The organism is Afipia sp. 1NLS2, from assembly GCF_000178995.1.
GTDB lineage: Bacteria > Pseudomonadota > Alphaproteobacteria > Rhizobiales > Xanthobacteraceae > Afipia.
In genome coordinates this window covers 1,045,656-1,065,270 of record NZ_ADVZ01000001.1, presented here as the reverse complement: position 1 = coordinate 1,065,270, position 19,615 = coordinate 1,045,656, and the positions used below count along the sequence as shown (strand labels likewise).

At 64.6% G+C, this 19,615-nt stretch carries 20 protein-coding genes; 4 read left to right on the top strand and 16 right to left on the bottom strand.

All coding sequences use genetic code 11. From position 1 onward, the window contains the following. Window positions 1-22: 22 nt before the first annotated feature. The 3 genes from AFIDRAFT_RS05180 to AFIDRAFT_RS05170 form a co-directional block, all read right to left on the bottom strand. Complete coding sequence (locus AFIDRAFT_RS05180; protein WP_009338154.1) at window positions 23-1,093, bottom strand: inorganic phosphate transporter; 1,071 nt, start codon at window positions 1,091-1,093, stop codon at window positions 23-25. Window positions 1,094-1,106: 13 nt separating this feature from the next. Then, on the bottom strand, window positions 1,107-1,961 hold the full coding sequence (locus tag AFIDRAFT_RS05175; RefSeq protein WP_245258145.1) for a methyltransferase domain-containing protein: 855 nt from the start codon (window positions 1,959-1,961) through the stop codon (window positions 1,107-1,109). A 377-nt stretch (window positions 1,962-2,338) separates the two neighbouring features. After that, complete coding sequence (locus AFIDRAFT_RS05170; RefSeq protein ID WP_009338152.1) at window positions 2,339-3,373, bottom strand: radical SAM protein; 1,035 nt, start codon at window positions 3,371-3,373, stop codon at window positions 2,339-2,341. A 460-nt stretch (window positions 3,374-3,833) separates the two neighbouring features. On the opposite strand from AFIDRAFT_RS05170, the gene AFIDRAFT_RS05165 reads away from it, so the two are divergent. The 3 genes from AFIDRAFT_RS05165 to AFIDRAFT_RS05155 all read left to right on the top strand — a co-directional run bounded on the left by AFIDRAFT_RS05165 (window position 3,834) and on the right by AFIDRAFT_RS05155 (window position 6,356). Next, entirely contained in the window at window positions 3,834-4,559 is a 726-nt protein-coding gene (locus AFIDRAFT_RS05165) for a helix-turn-helix transcriptional regulator (protein WP_009338151.1), read from the top strand. A gap of 91 nt (window positions 4,560-4,650) precedes the next feature. Next, entirely contained in the window at window positions 4,651-5,316 is a 666-nt protein-coding gene (locus tag AFIDRAFT_RS05160; RefSeq protein ID WP_009338150.1) for an acyl-homoserine-lactone synthase, read from the top strand. A 152-nt stretch (window positions 5,317-5,468) separates the two neighbouring features. Next, complete coding sequence (locus AFIDRAFT_RS05155) at window positions 5,469-6,356, top strand: LysR family transcriptional regulator (RefSeq protein ID WP_009338149.1); 888 nt, start codon at window positions 5,469-5,471, stop codon at window positions 6,354-6,356. On the opposite strand, the gene AFIDRAFT_RS05150 is transcribed toward AFIDRAFT_RS05155, so the two are convergent. The 13 genes from AFIDRAFT_RS05150 to AFIDRAFT_RS05090 all read right to left on the bottom strand — a co-directional run bounded on the left by AFIDRAFT_RS05150 (window position 6,339) and on the right by AFIDRAFT_RS05090 (window position 18,357). After that, window positions 6,339-6,608 (bottom strand): DUF2274 domain-containing protein, encoded by a 270-nt coding sequence (locus tag AFIDRAFT_RS05150; RefSeq protein ID WP_009338148.1) that lies wholly within the window; start codon window positions 6,606-6,608, stop codon window positions 6,339-6,341. The two genes, AFIDRAFT_RS05155 and AFIDRAFT_RS05150, sit on opposite strands and share 18 nt — an antisense overlap. A 10-nt stretch (window positions 6,609-6,618) precedes the next feature. Next, window positions 6,619-7,791 carry a TraB/TrbI/VirB10 family type IV secretion system protein gene (locus tag AFIDRAFT_RS05145; RefSeq protein WP_009338147.1) on the bottom strand — a complete coding sequence of 391 codons (1,173 nt, stop codon included), beginning with the start codon at window positions 7,789-7,791 and terminating at the stop codon, window positions 6,619-6,621. After that, entirely contained in the window at window positions 7,788-8,777 is a 990-nt protein-coding gene (gene trbG / locus AFIDRAFT_RS05140) for a P-type conjugative transfer protein TrbG (RefSeq protein ID WP_009338146.1), read from the bottom strand. Before trbG ends, AFIDRAFT_RS05145 begins: the two co-directional genes overlap by 4 nt. After that, on the bottom strand, window positions 8,774-9,454 hold the full coding sequence (gene trbF, locus AFIDRAFT_RS05135; RefSeq protein ID WP_009338145.1) for a conjugal transfer protein TrbF: 681 nt from the start codon (window positions 9,452-9,454) through the stop codon (window positions 8,774-8,776). Before trbF ends, trbG begins: the two co-directional genes overlap by 4 nt. Before the next feature lie 3 nt (window positions 9,455-9,457). Further along, window positions 9,458-10,723 (bottom strand): P-type conjugative transfer protein TrbL, encoded by a 1,266-nt coding sequence (gene trbL, locus AFIDRAFT_RS05130; protein ID WP_009338144.1) that lies wholly within the window; start codon window positions 10,721-10,723, stop codon window positions 9,458-9,460. Window positions 10,724-10,728: 5 nt separating this feature from the next. Then, window positions 10,729-11,043, bottom strand: coding sequence for a putative entry exclusion protein TrbK-alt (trbK-alt, locus tag AFIDRAFT_RS05125; RefSeq protein ID WP_009338143.1), 315 nt, complete (start codon window positions 11,041-11,043; stop codon window positions 10,729-10,731). Beyond that, window positions 11,043-11,786: a P-type conjugative transfer protein TrbJ gene (gene trbJ, locus AFIDRAFT_RS05120; RefSeq protein WP_009338142.1), complete on the bottom strand. Its 744-nt coding sequence runs from the start codon at window positions 11,784-11,786 to the stop codon at window positions 11,043-11,045. Before trbJ ends, trbK-alt begins: the two co-directional genes overlap by 1 nt. Then, window positions 11,783-14,215: a conjugal transfer protein TrbE gene (gene trbE / locus AFIDRAFT_RS05115; RefSeq protein ID WP_009338141.1), complete on the bottom strand. Its 2,433-nt coding sequence runs from the start codon at window positions 14,213-14,215 to the stop codon at window positions 11,783-11,785. Before trbE ends, trbJ begins: the two co-directional genes overlap by 4 nt. A 10-nt stretch (window positions 14,216-14,225) precedes the next feature. Continuing rightward, window positions 14,226-14,495, bottom strand: a complete 270-nt coding sequence (locus tag AFIDRAFT_RS05110) for a VirB3 family type IV secretion system protein (protein WP_009338140.1) — start codon at window positions 14,493-14,495, stop codon at window positions 14,226-14,228. After that, a complete protein-coding gene (locus AFIDRAFT_RS05105) occupies window positions 14,495-14,818 on the bottom strand; it encodes a TrbC/VirB2 family type IV secretion system protein (protein WP_009338139.1) in 324 nt (107 codons plus the stop codon). The genes AFIDRAFT_RS05110 and AFIDRAFT_RS05105 overlap by 1 nt, the downstream gene beginning before the upstream one ends. After that, window positions 14,818-15,735, bottom strand: a complete 918-nt coding sequence (gene trbB / locus AFIDRAFT_RS05100; RefSeq protein ID WP_009338138.1) for a P-type conjugative transfer ATPase TrbB — start codon at window positions 15,733-15,735, stop codon at window positions 14,818-14,820. The genes AFIDRAFT_RS05105 and trbB overlap by 1 nt, the downstream gene beginning before the upstream one ends. Window positions 15,736-15,928: 193 nt before the next feature. Then, entirely contained in the window at window positions 15,929-16,366 is a 438-nt protein-coding gene (locus tag AFIDRAFT_RS05095; protein WP_009338137.1) for a hypothetical protein, read from the bottom strand. A 5-nt stretch (window positions 16,367-16,371) separates the two neighbouring features. After that, window positions 16,372-18,357 (bottom strand): conjugal transfer protein TraG, encoded by a 1,986-nt coding sequence (locus tag AFIDRAFT_RS05090; RefSeq protein ID WP_009338136.1) that lies wholly within the window; start codon window positions 18,355-18,357, stop codon window positions 16,372-16,374. A 421-nt stretch (window positions 18,358-18,778) separates the two neighbouring features. Between AFIDRAFT_RS05090 and AFIDRAFT_RS20165 the strand changes: the two genes are divergently transcribed. Next, complete coding sequence (locus AFIDRAFT_RS20165) at window positions 18,779-19,483, top strand: MerR family DNA-binding protein (protein WP_009338135.1); 705 nt, start codon at window positions 18,779-18,781, stop codon at window positions 19,481-19,483. The last annotated feature ends 132 nt before the right edge of the window (window positions 19,484-19,615 follow it).

Sequence of the window (19,615 nt, the reverse complement as noted above, 5' to 3'; positions counted from 1 at the left end):
GTCCGTTCGCTGGTGTGGCGCATCAGGCCCCCACCATCACGAGGACGGCCGAAAGGGCGGCTGTCGCCGGCAGGGTCACGAACCAGGCCAGCAGGATCGTTCGTAGCGCGTCCCGAGCGCGCGGCGGCGCATGATCGGCTACGCGTACCCCGATGATTGATCCGGCCGCCACATGCGTAGTGGAGACCGGCAACCCTAAAGGCGTCGCTCCGAGCACCAGAAGGGCAGTGCCCAGATTGGCAAGTAGACCGGTCGTCGGCGTCATCGCCGAGACTTCTTGGGCCAAAACGGGCAGTAAGCGGCGTCCAGCCATCAAGGCGCCGCCGGTCATGGCAAGCGACGTCAGCATGATCGCCAAGGCCGGTCCCTTGGCCGCGATTGCGGAAGCGGGCCACGCGGCAAGGGCGGGAATCATCAGGGCGGACATTTTGGGCACATCGTTGAGGCCGCGCGCGAAACTCACTGCTCCGCCGCTCAGCCAATGCAGCGCCAGCCATACCCGGCGTGTCATGGCTGAAGGGCGCTGTTCGGGAGGCGCACAGATGAACGGGTCTTTCTTGTGGTCCTCGGGCGCGCAACAGCCAGGGGTCCACTGCGGCATCCGAGCTTCGACATAGCGATTCAGTAAGATAAGCGTCCAGCAGAGGCCGATGGCGAGAGCGGGGCTCGCAAGCAGGGGCACCAGAAACTTCGCGGTCACGGCTCGAACGGCCACTTCGCGGATGCCGAACTGCGCGATGGCGGCGCCGACGATCCCGCCAATCAAGGCATGCGTCGTGGAAACAGGCCAGCGCCGCCACGTCGACAGGGCGACGAAGCCAGCGGCGGCGGCCAGCGCCGCAAGCGCCGCGCCGACGGACAACACGTCTGCGCCCTTCAAAAATCCGCCGCCGAACAAGGCACCGAGCGTGCCGCCCCACGGGATCGCGCCCAGTCCGCCCGCGAGAGTCGCAAAGACGCCGAGAATCCAGGCCGCGCGCGGGGTGGCGATGCCGCTGCCGGCCAACGCCGCAACCCCTTTCGACACGTCGTTTGAGCCATTCGCCCAAGCGAGCGTCAGGATGACGACCGAAAGCAGAGCTGCTGAGAGCACGATGCCGATCCTCTCAGCAGCATTTGATCGGAGCGGCCGCGTTCCCGACTGTTGGGGTCGGGGGTGAACCGCAGTCGAACAATCCAAAGTGGATAGATTTGTCGCCGATGATTTCGAAATGAGGGGCGTAGCGGCTCAGCGACAGCATGTCCGCCGTGTTGCCGCAAACCGGAACGGCCTTATGCGCAACGAAGCGATGATGGTCGTCGAGATCGAAAGCGTTCGGGGCTTCTGGGATTGTGCCGTTGTAGACCGCCGCCTGACCGTAATCTTCGCACCGGTCTTCGAGGTCGAGTTTGAACGCGCGGATTGTTACGGAGTAAAACTCGATGAGACCGGTCTTGTGCTCAAGGTCGGGATTGTTGATGGCGACGCGCCGCCGCTCGACGGTCCGGACATCGCGGCAACCCACCGCCGCTATCAGGCGCCGGAAATCCTCCCAATAGAGTGCGCCGCCCAGGCATTCTCCGCGCAAGACCGGATCGATTGCGACATCGGGAGGAATGCGCCGGTCCGCAAAGACATCCGAGAAGTAGAGCTCGCCGCCCTTTTTAAGGGCTCGAAAGATTTCCCCGAAGGCGCTCGTCTTGTCTGGCGAAAGATTGAGGACGCAATTCGAGATGACGACGTCCGCGCTTTCATCCGAAATCCGTGCGGTCCGCAGATCTTCGATAAATCCCTCCCGAAACTCGACATTGGCGAAACCGAATTTCTTGGCGTGATAGTCGCGATGCTTGCGGGCGACGGCGAGCTGCTCCTTGGTCATGTCGACGCCGATGACGCTGCCATTCGCTCCGACAAGCTGGGAGAGGACGTAGCAATCACGCCCGGCGCCGCATCCGAGATCGAGGACATGCACGTCCTTCATCGTCGGCGGAATTGGCGAGCCGCAACCATAGAACCGGGCTTTGACCTCGTCGTGAACGTGGCCCAACGCGTCGGCGACATGGCGCGGCGGCGTCGCGCCGATGCAACATGCCGAGGTTTGAAGATCGTCCGACGATTGAAGGACTTCTCCGTAATACCGCTGAATCGATTCGAGAGAGCGTTGATGTTGCGTCATGTCCTTTAGACTTTCTCGCTTATAGTTATCGAGTGAGCACCAACTCCGCTGTTAGATCGCCGCGTTCGACAGAGGGTGAGAAGCATCGGGTTCCTCATCAGCGACGCGCTATACACACGCCGTTCGGCGACCACGGGCGCGGCGAGCATTGTCCCCGCGAAGCGAACATTCGCAAACCGCCCTCATCCGCTGCACGACGCGCCGCCAAGCACACAGAAGCGCGCGCAATAGCGATGATTGAGCTTCACGGGACACGAGGCCTCGGCCAAGGTCGCCCCTAGCTCGAAGGCGCCGTCGTAGGGGAGCAGCGTACAGGAGAGGACCGCCGGCCTACGCGCGCCTTTTCGCTTCACGACCATCCGCGAGGTGGCGCACATCACGGAATCCGGGCTTTTGCCAAGGATGCCCCAACAGCGCTCGGTGATTTCCGGAACGTCTTCGTCGGCCTTCATCTCGGGAAACAACACGAGGAGCGCCTGATCGTGCGCGTCGATGCTCACGCCCAGCCTGTCGAACAACGCCGCGTAGCCCGCACGCATCTGGGAGTCTGTTTCTCCCCAGATGGTTCGGCCGGCAACCGAGACGGCGAACCCGCTCTGCGCGAGCCAGAGTAACCCGTCGATCGTACGCCGCCAGCTCTTCGGTCCGCGCAGCCGCTCATGTCCCTGTGGTTCGTAATGGTCCAGCGAAACACGCAGGGTCAGCTTGCCCGGAAATCTCCGATTGAGGCCGAGCAGCGCCAACTTTAGCCGTTGCATAGGCTTCATCGCGTTGGTCAGCGTCAAGACGGAGAAACCGGCGGCGAGGCTGTCCTCCAGCATGCCCACGATATCCGGATTCATGAACGGCTCGCCGCCGGTGAAGCCGATCTCGGTCGGTGGCGGGTCGAGCCTAGTCGCCTCGGTTAAGAAGCGGCTTACTTCGGAACGCGACAGGTAGGCGAGACGGTCGTTCCTCGGACTCGATTCGATATAGCAGTTCTCGCAGGCCAGGTTGCAAAGCGTTCCTGTGTTGAACCACAGCGTCTTGAGAGCCTTGAGGGAGACGCTCGCTCGGCGTTCGCCCGTCGCCGTGACGTCTGGATGGCTGAATTTCGTTGCGGTGGCAGCCCGGTATGGAGGCTCCGAGGCTCTCGGCGACTGTCCCTCGCCCGAATCCAGGACCCGGGCTAGAGCGGTTGGTTGCCGGCTTCGCGTGTTGGAGAGGGCTCGATCCATGCTCACTCATTTGGCCTGTTGCGGCGTATCCCTCTCTGAGGTTCGCCGGCCGGGCCTGAGAGGTTTCATGGTGGCGGCCCAAAACGAAGCCTGCGGCGTCAATCCAGTTCCTTCCTGCACGGAAAGGCGGAAGTCTCGAGCCACGGTCCCGCACGGGTGTTCACCCTGACGCTCCGTAACCTTTCCGCCTGTTGCGGCGAATCTTCTCATGGATCAACGCCTAGGCGCCAAAACGGAGCGTGTGCCGAACGCCTCCTGCGGTGTCCGCGCGCGCCCAGCGTCGCGTGCTTCGCGCGTGCCATTGAAGGAGACGCAACAACAGGACGCTTTGGATGGGCTGGATCGCAGTTTGCGGCTGTCCGCACCCGAGATCTGGCTTCGTCGGCCAGACCAAGCTTGCTGTGGGGTCAGGATCGGCCGAGCAGACTTCAACAAACTGCGGGTGACGCGGAGGTACCGCATGCATCGTGTTTTCCAGTCGTTTGTCGACGGTCTGGCGGCCAACGGTGATGCCAACAGCCTCCGTACCGTACTCGCCGATGCGGGTGCGGCGCTCGATTTGAGCTGTTTTGCGTATCTTTCCATGTCGCCGAGAAGGGGCGGTGTGCCCGAACTCATCTCGAACTACCCGGTCGAGTGGACCGATCATTATCTGCGGGAACACTATGAGCGGGTTGACCCGGTCATTGCCGTGGCGCTGGCTGGCACAGAGCCGTTCGAGTGGGGACAAGAATTTGCGGCGAAGCGTTTGTCGAAGTCGCAATGCGCGCTGCTCGACGAAGCGGCGCAGTTCGGGATCCGCTGTGGCTTCACAGTGCCCATTCACGACTCCCGTGGTCCGGTCGCAGCGGTCACATTCGCGGCTGATGAGCGCCGCCCGACGTTCCAGCGCTGCATCGAGCAAAATCGGTCTGTGCTGCAGCTCATGGCGATGTATTTTCATGCTCACGCACGCCGAAGGCTGTCGATCAATCGTGTCATTGATGGCGTCGCGTTGTCGCCGCGCGAATTTGAATGCCTCGAATGGGCTGCACAGGGTAAATCCGCATGGGAAATCGGGCGCCTACTAAATATCTCCCGCCGCACGGCGGCGTTTCATCTCGACAATGCGAAGATGAAGTTTGGCGTCAGGACAATTTGCCAAGCTGTGGCAAAGCTGGCCGCGTCTAAATCCATCAGCGAATAAGTCCCTTTTTCCCCCTGTGCAACTGCACAGGATGTGGGCTGTACCGCGATCGCCTCCAATCGTGCAGGACCAACCCTGCCAGGAGGCGAACATGATCCAACTCATTACCGCCGATCGTTATGGAGCGTTTCTCGGCGAACTCGCCGAAATGCATCGGCTCCGCCACCGCATTTTCAAGGAGCGTCTCGGCTGGGACGTGCAGGTCAGCGGCGACATGGAAATCGACGAATTCGATGCCTGCCAGCCGGCGTATCTTCTGCAGAAAAATGACGACGGCCGCATTCAGGGATGCGTGCGGCTCCTGCCGACGATCGGCCCAACCATGCTCCGGGATACCTTCCCAGTGATCCTGGACGGCGAATCTGCGCCAGCGTGCCACGCAGTCTGGGAAAGCAGTCGGTTCGGCGTCGATATCAGTTCGCGGGCCGAGAAGACCGCGCGCAGCATCGCGCGAGCAACCTTCGAGCTGTTCGCCGGCATGATCGAATTCGGTCTGATGCGCGAGCTTTCGGACATCGTCACCGTGACGGACGCGCGGATGGAGCGAATCCTGTGCCGCGCGAACTGGCCGCTGCGGCGGCTTGGCTCGCCGCGGGCAATCGGCAAGACGCTGGCCGTCACGGGCTACCTTGAAGTGTCACCCGAGCGGCTCGCGCGTGTCTGCGATGCCGGTGGTCTTTCCGGTACAGTAATCGGCGCTATGGGCAGCGGCACCCAGAATGACGGTCTGAGCGAAACGATTGGAGCCGCAGCGTGAAACTCCGATCGGCAGCCGCAAGACCGGAGGGGCGATCACCACGGGTGCCGTGTGGCTTCGCTGGAGACCCCACCCGATTGTGCATGGAGCCAGCTTCGGCTGCCGATCCCACCGCGGGAGGCACGTAGGAGAGTCTGTAGGGGCTGCCGGACATGGAGATCCGCGATCTCATGTACCTCGATGCGTCGGCGACGGCTGGTAACTTTACGAGGGCCGCCGAGTCGCTCGGAGTCAACAGCTCCACTATCAGCCGCCGCGTTGGGCGATTCGAGGACGAGCTCGGTCTCGCGCTTTTCGAACGTGGGCACGCGGGTGTCCGTTTGACCTCGGGCGGCAAGGCGGTAATGCCTCATATCCGTCGCGCGCTGGCCGAGCTCGAGGCAATCAGAGAAGCTGGTGATCGGAACGGCAACGGCATTGTAGGCGAGGTGCGTCTCGCCGTGCGAATGCCGCCGGTTGGCGAACCGCTGCGCGATTTGTTGAGCCGGTGGCGAAAGCGGCATTCGGAGGTCGCGCTCACGGTGTCGGAGCTGAACGAGTGGGAGACTCAGGCTGCCATGCAGGAGCGCCGCATCGATGTGGCGCTGATGACGAGACATACGCTTTGGGCTGATGCGGCGTCCGCGCCGCTCTATCGGGAGCGGCTGCTCGCAGCGATGCCCTGCGGGCACCCCCTGCTCGAGCAGGAGACGCTCGATTGGGAGTGCGTGAGGAAGGAGATCTTGCTCGTGCAGGGGTGGGACAACAGCCAGTTGGCTCGCGAGTTCTACGCTTCGCTTATGGGATGCGGCGCACGCTTCCATACGCACGCCGCCAGCAAGCAATGCATTTTCGCGCTGGTCGCGGCCGGATTCGGCATCACGCTCGTCACTAAAAGCCAGTCCGAGGTCACGTTCCCCGGGATTGCCTATCGCGCGATCCACGAGGAGAACGCCTGGGTTCAGGTGGAGCTCGCGTGGAGTCCGCAAGCGGAAGATCCTGCGGTCGGAAGGTTCGTCGCCTTCATGCGCGATGAAGCCCGGTTACGCCGTCTTTTCTGAGCTCGCTCTCTCTGGTTGCTGCCGCTGCGCCGCCGAACTCGCGCGCTGCGATTTCGCGAAGGCGCGGTCCGTCGCCATGAACCGCGCCAGCATCGGGCCGATCAGCTTCGCCGGCTCGACCGCTCCCTGGCCGGTTTCGCGGCCAAGGACATTGGCGTAGGCGACGAGATCGCGATGCACGGCCGCTGGCAGCTCGATGGTCAGCTTGATCGGCTTGTCGTCCGGGATTGTTCCGAGTTTCAGCTTTGCCATGCCTGATTCCTTATGAACCATACGGTTCGAGAACGAGATCGTGGGTGACCATCACGCGCACGGGGAAGCCCGGCCTGATGGTGATCGTCGGCTGAATGTTGAGAGAGCGCCCGACGACTTGTTCGCCGACCTGACTGAAGCTCTGCGACGCGCCCTGTCGGATCGCCTGCGCCAGATTGTTCTCGCTGTTGCTCGTGCCCGCTTCGGAGCCGACGCTCAAGAGCGTGGAGAGGATCGCCGCCTTGAACAGCATGCCCCAATGGTTGTCGACCTCGTCCTCGAGGCCGGCATAGCCTTCGGTATCGACGCCCGGCTGACGTTCCAGCACGATTGAGCGGCCGTTCGGCATGATTAGGCGATTCCAGACGAGCAGCGCGCGCGTTTGCCCAAAGGCGATCTGCGCGTCGTACTGCCCGACCAGGCGCGCGCCTTGCGGGATCAGAAGGAGCTTTCCCGTCGGGCTGTCATAGACGTCTTCCGTCACCTGAGCGGTAACCTGACCGGGAAGGTCGGAGCGAAGGCCGGTGATCAGCGCCGCGGGGACCACCGCGCCCGCTTGCAGAATGTATTTGCTGGCGGCGGGTTGGACGCGGTCCGGGCTCGTGGTGCGACGGTCGACGGCGCCGTTGAGAAACGCGAGCTTATGATCCTGCGAGGTCAGGTCGTTTGAACCCGCCGTCGCTACGGCAGGCGTCACGCCGGCCGGAGTTGGCGCCGTGGTCGTTTCGCCAGTTTGGCGGACATTCGTCGTCGTGAAGAGACGACTGGTCCGCGCCGCCTCTTGTTCTTGGGCGATCCGCTGCTGTTCGGGATCGGTGCCGGCCGGCATGCCGGGGGCTAGGGCTCCGCTACTGAGGATCGGCTTGCCGAGATCGCCGGGAAGCGGCGGGCCGAGCTGCGGTGCGGGCTTGGGCAGCCCCGCGTAATCCCGGGGAAGATTCGCCAGGCCATCGGGCGTGTTGCGGTTGTTCGTGTTGTAGAGTTCGGAGCCCGCGCTCTGATGCTGCGGCTTCAGAGCGAAGAACAATGCGCCGCCGATGCCGAGCGCCGCTGCCGTGCCCAGACCGAGGAGCACTCTTCGCGATAGACGGGTGACCGGCGGTCGGCTCGACCGCAGCCGCATCTCTTCGGGCGGGCGACTGCCTTCAGTCGGCCCGCCTTCTTCACGGGCTCCATCCGTCACGACTGCGGCCTCCCGTCCGTGCGGACAATGCGCACGAGTTGCTGATGTTTGCCGCCGAGCTTGAGTTCGGCCGCGGCGAACAGCCGATCGACGATCATGTGATTGCCTTTGACGCGGTAGTTGACGAGCTGGCCGTCGCCTTCGGCGCCGATGACCCAGAGCGGCGGCAACTCGCCCTGGCTGATGCCGCTCGGAAACTCGATGAACACCTGCCGGCCGTCGTCGAACGCGCGCAGCGGCCGCCACGCGGGATTGTCGCCCTCGATGCGGTAACGGAAGTTCAGCGCGTTGATATCGACTCCGGTCGCCACGGGCGTCGCAGCGTCGGCTGCCGCGTTCTGCTGACGAAGGGCGATGAGCTGGTCTTGCGCATAGGCCCAGGAGACCGATGCCATGTAGGTCTTCTCGTCGGAATGCAGCTCGAGGTGATAGGTCCGCCGATCGGTGTTGATGACGAGGTTGCTGATGAGATCGGCGCGCGTTGGCTTGACGAGAATGTGGATGCGCTTGGCCGCGCCGGTGCCGCTCTCCGTGTCGCCGATGATCCATCGCACGGTGTCGCCCGCCGCGACGGGGCCGGAGCCGACAAGCTGCTCGCCCGGCTCAAGCGCGATGTCGGTGATTTCGCCGGGCGCGCCGTAGACCTGGTAGAGCGCGCCGTCGGAGAACGGATAGACCTGAATGGCGTTGAGATATCCCGCCCGTGTCGGCTGAACGCGCGCGGCGCCATTCGCCTGGTCGACGCGCACGTGCGGATCAGGGGACTCTGGCCGCGTTTTCGCCGAACCCGGCAGCCGCTTGAGCTGGCCGGGCAGAGGCAGCGGCTTCGGCAGCTCGACGATCTGCACAGGCTTGGGTGGATCGGGCTGAAGCACAGCTTGCTTCGGCGTGTCATCGTAGGTGATCTCGGGCGGCTTCCACGTCGAGCACGCTGCCAGGGACGTCGAAACAAGCAGAAGGGTTGCGAGAGGCAGCGAGCGCATCATCCGAGCTCCTTTGACCAGTTGAGGGCGTGGACGTAGACGCCGAGCGGATTTTTCTTCAGCCGATCGGCGTCGGTCGGCGTCTGCACAACGATGGTGAGGATCGCGCTCCAGCGCTCCGTGGCGGCGAGCGCGTTGTCGACATAGCGCCGCTCGACCCATTCGACGCGGAAGCTGCTGTCGGAGGCGCGGATCACGCTCGCCACCTCGACGGACACCTGCGTCTTCCCGACCTTCGAGAATGGATCGTTGGTGCGGGCATAATCGTTGAGCGCCAGCGCGCCCTTGTCGGTGACGTAGTTGTAGGCGTCGAGCCAGTCTTGCCGCAGCACGACGGGGTCGGCGGGAATGCTGCGCACCTCATCGATGAACCGAGCGAGATGCCAGGCGATCTGCGGATCGGTTGGCTGATAGTCGGCGACCGCCGGTGCGATGGCCTGCGCCTGGCCCAGCCTGTCGACCTGCACGACCCAAGGGGTGATAGTCCCACGGGCCGATTGCCAGACCAGCCCACTGGCGAGGCCGCCGCTTAGCGCCAATGCTCCGAAGAAAGCGAGCCGCCAATTCTTCGCCTGAACCCGGGCGGAACCGATCCGCTCGTCCCAGACCTGGCCGGCCTTTTGATACGGTGTCTCCGGCTCGGGCGTTTTGCCGTAGCGCACGGTGGATCGTTTGAACATGGGCTAATCCCCCTCCGAGAGGTCGATCCGGTGACCGCCGCTCGCCCGGTCGCCGGAGCGGATGGCGTGGTCGGCGGCGGACACGCCACGGCTGATGGTCTGACTCCGCTTCATGCGCTGCGCCCAGGCGGGCGGACCGTCTGAAGGTATCGAGGATCCCGCACTGCCGGCGCTCGCTGGCGCGCCTCCGCGCATCATAGCGCGCTCGCCCGATGCGAAGCTCTCTTTCAGGCTGGCCGCAACGCGGCGAAGCGGGCTCATCGCCACCGACCCGGCGGCCTGAGCGACACCGGTCGCGCCTCCGGCGCGATAGGCGGCGGTGGCGCCGCCGGCGACGGATGCGCCCGCGCGCGCCGTGCCCGCGATCGCACCACCCGCGGCGGCGAGTCCGCCCGTGGTGGCTGCAATCCCGGCGGCGCCGATACCCGCCGCCGCGAGACCCGTGCCGACCGCGGCGCCGGCACCCAGTTGCGGACCTCCGGCGATCAGGCCGTTGGCGATGCCAGGACCGAAGATCGTGAGGCCGAGCAGCGAGAGCGCCGCCAGGATGAGCGTCAGCGCGTCGGAGATCGTCGGCGGACTGTTGAAGCCGCTGGTGAACTGATTGAAGATCGTCGAGCCGATGCCGATGATGACGGCGAGCACCAGGATCTTGATGCCGGACGACACCACGTTGCCGAGCACGCGCTCTGCGAGAAACGCGGTGCGGCCGAACAGCCCGAAGGGGACGAGAACAAACCCTGCGAGTGTCGTCAGCTTGAACTCGATCAGGCTGACGAAGAGCTGGATCGCCATGACGAAGAAGCTGATGATGACGATCAGCCAGGCGACGAGCAGGATGATGATCTGCACCAGGTTCGCGAAGACGCTGGTGAAACCCATCATCCCGGAGATCGCGGTGAGGATCGGCTTGCCGGCGTCGATACCGACCTCGGCGATCTTGCCGGGCTGAAGAAGCTGGGAGGCGTTGATGGTGCCGCCGCCCGCTTCGATGCCGAGCCCGGCGAAGCTGTTGTAGATGATCTGCGCAAGGTTGTTGTAGTTGCCGATGATGAAGGCGAAGACGCCGATGTAGAGCGTCTTCTTGATAAGGCGTGCGAGCACATCCTCGTCCGGCGCCATCGCCCAGAAGAGGCCGGCGAGCGTGATGTCGATGGCGATGAGAACGCCGGCGAGCCACCGCACATCGCCCTGGACCAGTCCAAATCCGGAATCGATGTATTGGGTGAACGTCCCCAAGAAATTGTCGATGACGCCGGTGCCGCCCATTGTGTTTACCTGTCGGGAGATTTGGCTGATGCCGCGGGCGTCGTCGCGTTGGGCGTCGGCCGATAGCTGAAGAAACGGCGGCGGTTCTCGGCCCATGCGGCTTCGCAGGCCGCGTCATCCTTCGCCTCGCTCGCGAGGAGCTGGCACCGCTTCAGTTCGTCAGAGCGCGGATCGGAGGTGTCTGCAGGACTCGCAGTCTGGTCCCGCGGGCGAGAGGGAGCCTCACGAAAGTGCAGCGTGGCTGCGACGATTGCGATGACGACCAGGGCGAAGCCGACGGCGCGCGCGACTGCGGGGAGATTGAGGAGACGGCCCCGCATCAGTGAAACATCTGCGCGGAGCCCGGCTGATAACCGGAGCCGTAGTTGAGGAAGTTCTGCATCTGCGCCTGCGCTTGTGCCTGGGTCTCGAGCGTCCGCGCGGCGTCCAGGCTCTGGGCGCGCGCGATCGATGCCATGACGGCGGTGAGGTCGGCGAGCTGCTTGGTCTGGATGGCGACGAGCTGATTGCCGGACTGCGCGGCTTGGAGCGCGCCGGTCGCGCCCTGGCTGGCTGTCACCAGTGCATCGATCTGGGTGCGCGTCGAGTCGAGGTTCTGTACGACGCCGGCTTGCACGCGCATGGTGTCTTGGAATCCGGCGCGCGCGTTCTGCCAGCGTGATTGCGCGTCGGTAAGAAGCTGCTGCGATGAAGTCCCGCTCGAATAGGCTTGCGGATATTGTTGTGTGAACGCCTGGTCGATCGTGCTCACGCTGTAAGCGATGCGCTGCGCCTGCGTGAGAAGCTGCTGTGTCTGGGCGATCGACTGTTCGAGGGTCGCAAGCGATGAATACGGTAGGCTTGCGAGATTGCGCGCCTGATTGATCAGCGATGTCGCCTGGTTCTCCAGCATGTGGATTTCGTTGTTGACTTGCTGAAGCTCGCGCGCGGCGGTCAGGATGTTCTGCGCGTAGTTGGTCGGATCGAAGACGATCCATTGCGCGTGCGCGGGGACGCTGACGCCGGCGATGGATAAGGCGGCGACGCCGGCGGTGAGACCGGCGCGCAGGCGACGCATAATCATGACGGAATCTCCTGGTTACGGGTGAGCATGTCGGCTGCCCAGTCGAGGTTCGCGCGGCGCAGCCACGCAGTGGCGAAGCCTTCGCGGCCATGGGCGGCGAGGATCTGATCGATGGCGGCTTGGTCGGTCTTTGAGGATGCGGCGGTGAAGGCGAGCGCCACTTCGGAGAGGCCGAGCTCGAACAGCCGGTTGCCGCGCCGCGACTGGCAGTAATATTCACGCTTCGGCGTTGCCCGGCTCAGAACCTCGATCTGCCGGTCATTGAGACCGAAGCGCCGGTAGATCGCCGCGATCTGCGGTTCGAGCGCACGCTCGTTCGGCAGCAGAATCCGTGTGGGGCAGCTCTCGATGATCGCGGGTGCGATGGTGCTGCCGTCGATATCCGCGAGCGATTGGGTGGCGAAGATGACGGAGGCGTTCTTCTTCCGCAGCGTCTTCAGCCACTCGCGCAACTGTCCGGCGAAACCGGGGTCGTCGAGCGCGAGCCAGCCTTCGTCGACAATGAGCAAGGTCGGCCGGCCGTCGAAGCGATCTTCGATCCGGTGAAACAGATAGGACAGCACGGCGGGCGCCGCGCCGGTGCCGATCAGGCCCTCGGTCTCGAAGGCCTGCACCTCCGCCTCGCCAAGGCGTTCGGTTTCGGCGTCGAGCAAACGGCCCCAAGGTCCGGCCACCGTGTAAGGCTGCAGCGCCTGCTTGAGCGCGTTGGACTGCAAGAGGACAGAGAGGCCGGTGATTGTCCGCTCCAAAACCGGCGCGGAGGCGAGCGAAGTCAGGGCAGACCACAAGTGCTCCTTCAGCTCGGGAGTGACGGGGACGGACTCGCGGGCAAGCAGCGCCGCGATCCATTCCGCTGCCCAAGCCCGCTCGCCGGCGGCTTCGATGCGCGCCAGCGGCTGCAAGGCGACTGGCGCGCTTGCGTCGTCGGCCAGCGCGCCACCGAGATCATGCCAATCTCCGTCCATCGCCAGCGCGGCCGCGCGGATCGAGCCGCCGAAGTCGAAGGCGAAGACCTGCGCACCGGTATAGCGGCGGAACTGCAGCGCCATCAGCGCCAGCAGCACGCTCTTGCCGGCGCCAGTCGGGCCGACGATCAAAGTGTGGCCGACATCGCCGACGTGCAGCGAAAACCGGAAGGGCGTGGACCCTTCCGTCCTAGCGAAGAAGAGCGGCGGCGCCTGGAAATGCTCATCCCGTTCCGGCCCGGCCCAGACCGCCGAAAACGGCATCATGTGTGCGAGGTTGAGCGTCGAAACCGGCGGCTGGCGGACATTGGCGTACACATGACCGGGGAGCGATCCGAGCCACGCCTCGATGGCGTTGACGCCCTCCCGCATGCAGGTGAAGTCGCGGCCCTGAATGGTCTTCTCGACCAGACGCAGGCACTCATCGGCGATCCGCGGGTCCTCGCTCCAGACCGTTACCGTGGCGGTGACATAGGCCTCGCCGACAAGGTCGGTGCCGAGCTCCTGCAGCGCGGCGTCGGCGTCGAGCGCCTTGTTGGCGGCATCGCTGTCCATCAGCACCGACGCTTCGTTGGTCATCACCTCCTTCAAGATCGCCATGATCGACTTGCGCTTGGCGAACCACTGGCGCCGGATCTTGCCGAGCAGCCTGGCCGCATCGGTCTTGTCGAGACAGATGGCGCGTGTCGCCCAGCGGTAGGGAAAGGCCAAGCGATTGAGGTCGTCGAGCAAGCCCGGCCAGGTCTGCGAGGGGAAGCCCATGATGGTGAGCGTGCGCAGATGCGCGTGGCCGAGCCGTGGTTCGAGCCCGCCCGTCAAGTCCTCGTCGACCAGGATAGCGTCGAGATACATCGGCGTTTCGGGCACGCGCACGCGCTGGCGACGGGTCGAGATGCAGGAATGCAGGTAGGTCAGAGTCTCGCCGTCATCGAGCCACTCGGCTTCAGGCATGAAGCCCTCGATCAGCGCGAGCACGCGATCGGTGCGGTCGTTGAATCCTTCCAGCACCGCGCGCCAATCGGCACCCGCATGGGAACGGCCCTCATAGAGCCAACTTTCGGCGCGCGCGGCGTCGTCGGCCGGCGGCAGCCACAGCAGCGTCAGGAAATACCGGCTCTCGAAATGCGCGCCTTCCTCCTCGAACTGCGCGCGACGTTCGGCGTCGACCAGGTCCGACGTTCTGTCGGGGAATTGCCCGACGGGATAGCGATGGGCGGGCACACGCTGCGCCTCGATGAACACCGCCCAGCCGGAGCCGAGGCGTCGGAGCGCGTTGTTCAGACGCGAGGTGATCGCCACCAGCTCGGCCGGCGTCGCGGAATCGAGATCGGGTCCGCGGAAGCGCGCGGTGCGCTGGAAAGAGCCGTCCTTGTTGAGGATGACGCCCTTCTCGACCAGCGCCGCCCAAGGCAGGAAGTCGGCGAGGCTTTGCGTGCGATGGCGGTATTCTGCGAGATTCATCATCGATCGAACCTCACGAGACCAGATGCTGCGGATAGCGGAGATGCCGGCGCACCACATCGACAAAGGCGGGATCGCGCTTCGCGGCCCACACAGCGGCGACATGGCCGATCAGCCAGATCGCGCCGCCAACGATCCAGAGGCGAAGCCCAAGCCCCACGGCGGCGGCGAGCGTACCGTTGACGATCGCCACCGCGCGCGGCGCGCCACCGAGCAGGATCGGCTCGGTCAATGCGCGATGGACGGGCGCGTAGAAGCCGGTGACAAGTGCATCCTGCTCCATCAGATCAGCACTCCGCCGCCGAACTGGAAGAAAGTCAGGAAGAAGCTCGATGCGGCAAAGGCGATCGACAGGCCGAAGACGATCTGGATGAGCCGCCGAAAGCCACCAGAGGTTTCGCCGAAGGCCAGCGTCAGGCCGGTGACGATGATGACGATGACCGAGATGACCTTGGCAACCGGCCCCTGGATCGATTCCAGGATCTGATTGAGCGGTTGCTCCCAGGGCATGTTGGAGCCGGCGGCGTAGGCCGGCGCGGTGGCGAGCGCGACAAAGGCGAAGGTCGAGGCGGTGGCGAACACCTGGCGGGCACGGTTGAGCAGCATCACGGTTCTCCTGCGGGGGTGAGGACGTAGTCGCCGGTCGGGCCGAGGCCCTTGACCGCGGCGAGTTCGGCGAGCCGTCGCGCGGAGCCGCGGCCGGCGAGGACCGCGATGAGGTCGATGGTCTCGGCGATCAGCGCGCGCGGGACGGTGACGACGGCTTCTTGGATGAGTTGCTCGAGGCGGCGCAACGCGCCGATCGCGGAGCCGGCGTGAAGGGTGCCGACGCCGCCCGGGTGGCCGGTGCCCCAAGCCTTCAACAGGTCGAGCGCCTCGGCGCCGCGCACTTCGCCGATGGGAATGCGATCCGGCCGGAGCCGAAGGGCGGAGCGGACGAGATCGGACAGCGAGGCGGCGCCATCTTTGGTACGAAGCGCGACCAGGTTCGGCGCGGCGCATTGCAGCTCGCGCGTATCCTCGATCAGCACCACACGGTCGCCGGTCTTGGCGACCTCGGCGAGGAGCGCGTTGACCAGGGTGGTCTTGCCGGTCGACGTGCCGCCGGCGACGAGGATGTTCTTGCATTCCCGCACCGCGACGCGCAGCAGCTCGGCCTGGTCGCCGGACATGATGCCGGCATCGACGTAGTCGCCGAGCGTGAACACGGCGACGGCCGGGCGGCGGATAGCAAAGCACGGCGCCGCGGCCACAGGCGGCACCAAGCCCTCGAACCGCTCCCCGCTTTCCGGCAGCTCCGCGGAAACGCGCGGGCTGCCAGCATGCACCTCGACGCCGACGTGATGCGCGACCAGGCGAACGATCCGTTCCGCATCGGCGGCCGTGACACGGCAGCCGGTATCTTCGAGGCCGCCCGACAACCGGTCGATCCACAACCGACCGTCGGGATTGAGCATCACCTCGACGATGCTCGGATCTTCCAGGTAGGCGGAGATCGCCGGCCCGAGTGCGGTGCGCAACATGCGCGCGCCGCGGGCGAAAGCTTCAGACCGAAGAGAGATCGTCGTCACTCAAGTACCCCGCAAGTTCGCCTCACTCGGAGGCGCATGTGTCAGCGGGGTTGAGTAGAAAGAGCCGGAACTGGGTCTCTGCAACAACGACGATAAGGCCATAGGGCTCTGGGATAGAAAGACAGGTCGGCGGGATGGTCGGCGGTCAGGAGTCTTTCGCCGGAGCGTCCTGTTCCGACTCGGAAGCGACGTCCTGGCTCACCTCGTCGGCAAGCTTGCGTCCGCGCGCCAGCCGCCGACCGAGGGCTTCAACGAATCCGTCATAGCGCTCGCGCCCTTTGGTCTGCGCGGCCGCGAGAGCGGTGTCCGGTAACGTCGGCGTGCTTGTAAGCCAAAAGCGCACAAATACTGCCAGCGCCTCATTGGAGATCGTGACGTGCCGCTCGATGCGTTCCATCTGCCGCGTCATACGATCGAGGCGCCGCGCCAGCGCGGCCTCCAGACGATCGGCGCCGTCGGGCGACAGGTGCGAGGTGAGCGCTGCTTCTACCACGAGGGCCTGCGGCACGCGCTTGCGGGCGGCATAGTCGGCGAGCTTTTCCGCGAGATCAGGGGGAAGACGAAACGTGTGCTTGGTCCGCATGAGCGTCACATCTGCATGTCGTCACGGGGATCGAGCGAGACCTGGCGGGTGACGGTTCCAAAGGTTCGCTGCATGACGCGCTGGCGCTGAACTTCGTCATCCGGCTCTTCGTCGATCGGCTCGAACTCCTGAACGGGCTTCGCCGGTTCAGGCACGATCTCCTCATGTTCGGGCAATTCCGGTTCGCGCCGGATGCCGGCGTTGGCAGAGTCTTCGGTCGAGGAGGTCGACGGTGGCGCGACGACCGCACCGGCCCAATCGCCCCTATTTCGGGCCGGCGGATTTTTCTCGGGTGGTGGCGATCCTGAGCTAGTCAATGCCGGCGGCGGCAGGATCCGCGCCTGCATTTCAGCGTCTTCGAAATAGCGCGCCTTTTTCGCCCGAATAGGCGCGCAGCCGGACATTAAGACCAACTCATCGTCCGGCGGGAGCTGCATGACCTCGCCGGGCGTGAGGAGTGGCCGCGCCGTCTCCTGACGCGAAACCATGAGATGGCCGAGCCATGGACTGAGCCGGCTGCCGGCATAGTTCTTCATCGCGCGCATTTCGGTCGCGGTTCCAAGCGCGTCGGAGACGCGTTTGGCGGTCCGCTCATCGTTGGTGGCGAAGCTCACGCGCACATGGCAGTTGTCGAGGATGGAGTTGTTCTGACCGTAAGCCTTCTCGATCTGGTTCAGGCTTTGAGCGATGAGGAAGCTCTTCAGCCCGTAGCCGGCCATGAAGGCGAGCGCGCTCTCGAAGAAGTCGAGGCGGCCGAGCGCTGGAAACTCGTCGAGCATAAGCAGCAGCCGATGCCGGCGGCGCTTCGAGTCCAATTCCTCGGTGAGGCGCCGGCCGATCTGATTGAGGATCAGGCGGATCAGCGGCTTGGTTCGGCTGATGTCCGACGGCGGCACGACGAGGTAGAGGGTCACGGGATGCTCGGCCTCGACGAGATCGCGGATGCGCCAATCGCAGCGTGCTGTGACGGCGGCGACAACTGGATCGCGGTAGAGCCCGAGGAATGACATGGCGGTCGACAACACGCCGGAGCGTTCATTCTCGCTCTTGTTGAGCAGCTCGCGCGCTGTGCTGGCGACCACGGGGTGAATGCCCGTCTTCCCCAGATGCGGCGTCGACATCATCGCGCGCAGTGTGGTCTCGATCGGCCGCTTCGGATCGGAGAGGAAGTTGGCGACGCCGGCAAGCGTCTTGTCCTTCTCGGCGTAGAGGACGTGCAGGATCGTGCCGACGAGCAGCGAATGGCTCGTCTTCTCCCAGTGGTTTCTCTTCTCGAGCGCGCCTTCGGGATCGACCAGCACGTCGGCGATATTCTGGACGTCCCTCACTTCCCACTCGCCGCGGCGGACCTCGAGCAGCGGGTTATAGGCGGTGCTCTTGGTGTTGGTCGGATCGAACAGCAGCACCCGACCGAAGCGCGCGCGCCAGCCGGCGGTCAGGCCCCAATTCTCACCTTTGATGTCATGCACGATCGCCGAGCCCGGCCAGGTGAGCAGCGTCGGCACCACCAGGCCGACGCCCTTGCCGGAGCGGGTCGGCGCGAAGCACAGCACATGCTCTGGGCCGTGGTGTCGAAGATAGGCGCTATGCCAGCGACCGAGCAGAACGCCGTCGGGATGAAGGAGGCCCGCCTTGCGAATCTCGCGCGCCTCGGCCCAACGTGCGGAGCCGTAAGTCGTCACCTTCTTCACCTCGCGCGCCCGCCACACTGACATCGCGACTGCGACGACGAACGCTGCGACACCTCCGGCGCCCGCGATGAAGCCTCCCGTGACGAAGATCTCATGGGCGTAGGCGTCGTAGGCAAACCACCACCAGAAGAACGCGGGCGGCTGGTAGATCCGCCAACCGAACAAGGCGAACCAGGGTCGGCCAAGCTGCGGCTGGAAGGCGAGTTGCCAAGCCGTCCATTCCGTCGCCGCCCACATGAAGGCGAGCACGGCAGCACAGACGAAAAGCATCTGGACCCAGAGAATCTTGGTCGCGTTCATGGTGAGGGAAGATTTGTCCGGCCAGAGAAAGAGTCGGCAAGGTTAAAATTATAGGAGGCGTAGCCTGGGATAGAGCAGCGTGCGAATCGGACGAGCGCTGAACCCGTATGCTGGGCAGCAGCCAACTTCTCACCGTTAACGAGTTTGCATAACTCAGCCTTTCCGGAGAACCGGCGCCGCTTCAGTCGATTTTGAGCGAGTTTGCAAAAATAATGTTGCGATCAGTGGCAATCCCGGCGGCGCGCCAGCTCCACATCGTTGAGCATGCTTTCCATAAGTTCAAATGGGCGACCTTCGCCCGCATGTCGGCGAGGCAGATCGCAGCGGGTTGCGCGCGCGCATTCGCGACAAACCAGGGTGACGATCCGCTATTGACTCCGTACCCTAGTACGGAGTGCATCATCATCGCCAGAGAGACGCCATGGCTAACGCAATGACCATCAGCCGAGCCGCCGAGCGGGCAGGCGTCGGCGTCGAGACGATCCGCTTCTACGAGCGCCGCGGGTTGATCGAGCAACCACTGCGACCGCGAAGTGGTGGCTATCGCTTCTACGACGATACTGTCGTCGAGCGCATCCGCTTTATCCGGCAGGCGCAGGAACTCGGCTTCTCGCTGCGCGAGATCACGGAACTGCTGTCGTTGCGGGCCGATCCCGCCGCCGACTGCGGCGATGTCCGTGTCCAAGCCGTGGCCAAGCGCGCGGAAGTTGACCGCAAGATGGCGCAACTTCAGCACATTCGCGCGGCACTCGACGCACTGATCGCTTCCTGCCCCGGCGGGGGCGCGCTGCGCGCCTGTACGATCATCGACGCCTTGGCCGGACGGTCTGGCACGAAGGCCAATCGGTCGGAGGCGGCCGGACCGGCGCCTTCCGGCGAACTACGCAGCCAACAGCGGAAAGTGAAAGGACACAGCATGAAGACGGCCATCTTCAAGATTGACGGTATGCACTGCGACGGCTGCGCACGTACCGTCCAGGCGCTTTTTTCGGCGGAACCCGGGGTGCAGAAGGCAAACGTCTCGTTCAAGACGCGGGAGGCTCGCGTCCTGTTCGATCCGCAAGCCGTGAGCGAGGAACACCTCACCGCGACGATCCGGCAGGCCGGATATTCGGTCGTTGGCTGAACATGACCGAGGTGTCGAGCTAGCTTCCGTCGCCTCTTGACTCCGTAGGCCGGTACGGAGTGCAGGCTGCCGTTTGAGAGTCGGCGGACCGAAACCCGGCAAGGGCGCCGGCGCCGACCGATAGGTTCAACG

Excerpts from the sequence above, each read along its gene's own strand:
- trbE (WP_009338141.1), bottom strand. The coding sequence starts at position 14,215 with ATGATGAATCTCGCAGAATACCGCCATCGCACGCAAAGCCTCGCCGAC.
- AFIDRAFT_RS05175 (WP_245258145.1), bottom strand. The coding sequence starts at position 1,961 with ATGAAGGACGTGCATGTCCTCGATCTCGGATGCGGCGCCGGGCGTGAT.
- trbL (WP_009338144.1), bottom strand. The coding sequence starts at position 10,723 with ATGGGCGGCACCGGCGTCATCGACAATTTCTTGGGGACGTTCACCCAA.
- trbK-alt (WP_009338143.1), bottom strand. The coding sequence starts at position 11,043 with ATGCGGGGCCGTCTCCTCAATCTCCCCGCAGTCGCGCGCGCCGTCGGC.
- AFIDRAFT_RS05170 (WP_009338152.1), bottom strand. The coding sequence starts at position 3,373 with ATGGATCGAGCCCTCTCCAACACGCGAAGCCGGCAACCAACCGCTCTA.
- AFIDRAFT_RS05110 (WP_009338140.1), bottom strand. The coding sequence starts at position 14,495 with ATGGAGCAGGATGCACTTGTCACCGGCTTCTACGCGCCCGTCCATCGC.
- AFIDRAFT_RS05155 (WP_009338149.1), top strand. The coding sequence starts at position 5,469 with ATGGAGATCCGCGATCTCATGTACCTCGATGCGTCGGCGACGGCTGGT.
- AFIDRAFT_RS05150 (WP_009338148.1), bottom strand. The coding sequence starts at position 6,608 with ATGGCAAAGCTGAAACTCGGAACAATCCCGGACGACAAGCCGATCAAG.
- trbG (WP_009338146.1), bottom strand. The coding sequence starts at position 8,777 with ATGATGCGCTCGCTGCCTCTCGCAACCCTTCTGCTTGTTTCGACGTCC.
- AFIDRAFT_RS05095 (WP_009338137.1), bottom strand. The coding sequence starts at position 16,366 with ATGCGGACCAAGCACACGTTTCGTCTTCCCCCTGATCTCGCGGAAAAG.
- trbF (WP_009338145.1), bottom strand. The coding sequence starts at position 9,454 with ATGTTCAAACGATCCACCGTGCGCTACGGCAAAACGCCCGAGCCGGAG.
- AFIDRAFT_RS05160 (WP_009338150.1), top strand. The coding sequence starts at position 4,651 with ATGATCCAACTCATTACCGCCGATCGTTATGGAGCGTTTCTCGGCGAA.
- AFIDRAFT_RS05105 (WP_009338139.1), bottom strand. The coding sequence starts at position 14,818 with ATGCTGCTCAACCGTGCCCGCCAGGTGTTCGCCACCGCCTCGACCTTC.
- AFIDRAFT_RS05165 (WP_009338151.1), top strand. The coding sequence starts at position 3,834 with ATGCATCGTGTTTTCCAGTCGTTTGTCGACGGTCTGGCGGCCAACGGT.
- trbB (WP_009338138.1), bottom strand. The coding sequence starts at position 15,735 with ATGTTGCGCACCGCACTCGGGCCGGCGATCTCCGCCTACCTGGAAGAT.
- AFIDRAFT_RS05090 (WP_009338136.1), bottom strand. The coding sequence starts at position 18,357 with ATGAACGCGACCAAGATTCTCTGGGTCCAGATGCTTTTCGTCTGTGCT.
- AFIDRAFT_RS20165 (WP_009338135.1), top strand. The coding sequence starts at position 18,779 with ATGGCTAACGCAATGACCATCAGCCGAGCCGCCGAGCGGGCAGGCGTC.
- trbJ (WP_009338142.1), bottom strand. The coding sequence starts at position 11,786 with ATGATTATGCGTCGCCTGCGCGCCGGTCTCACCGCCGGCGTCGCCGCC.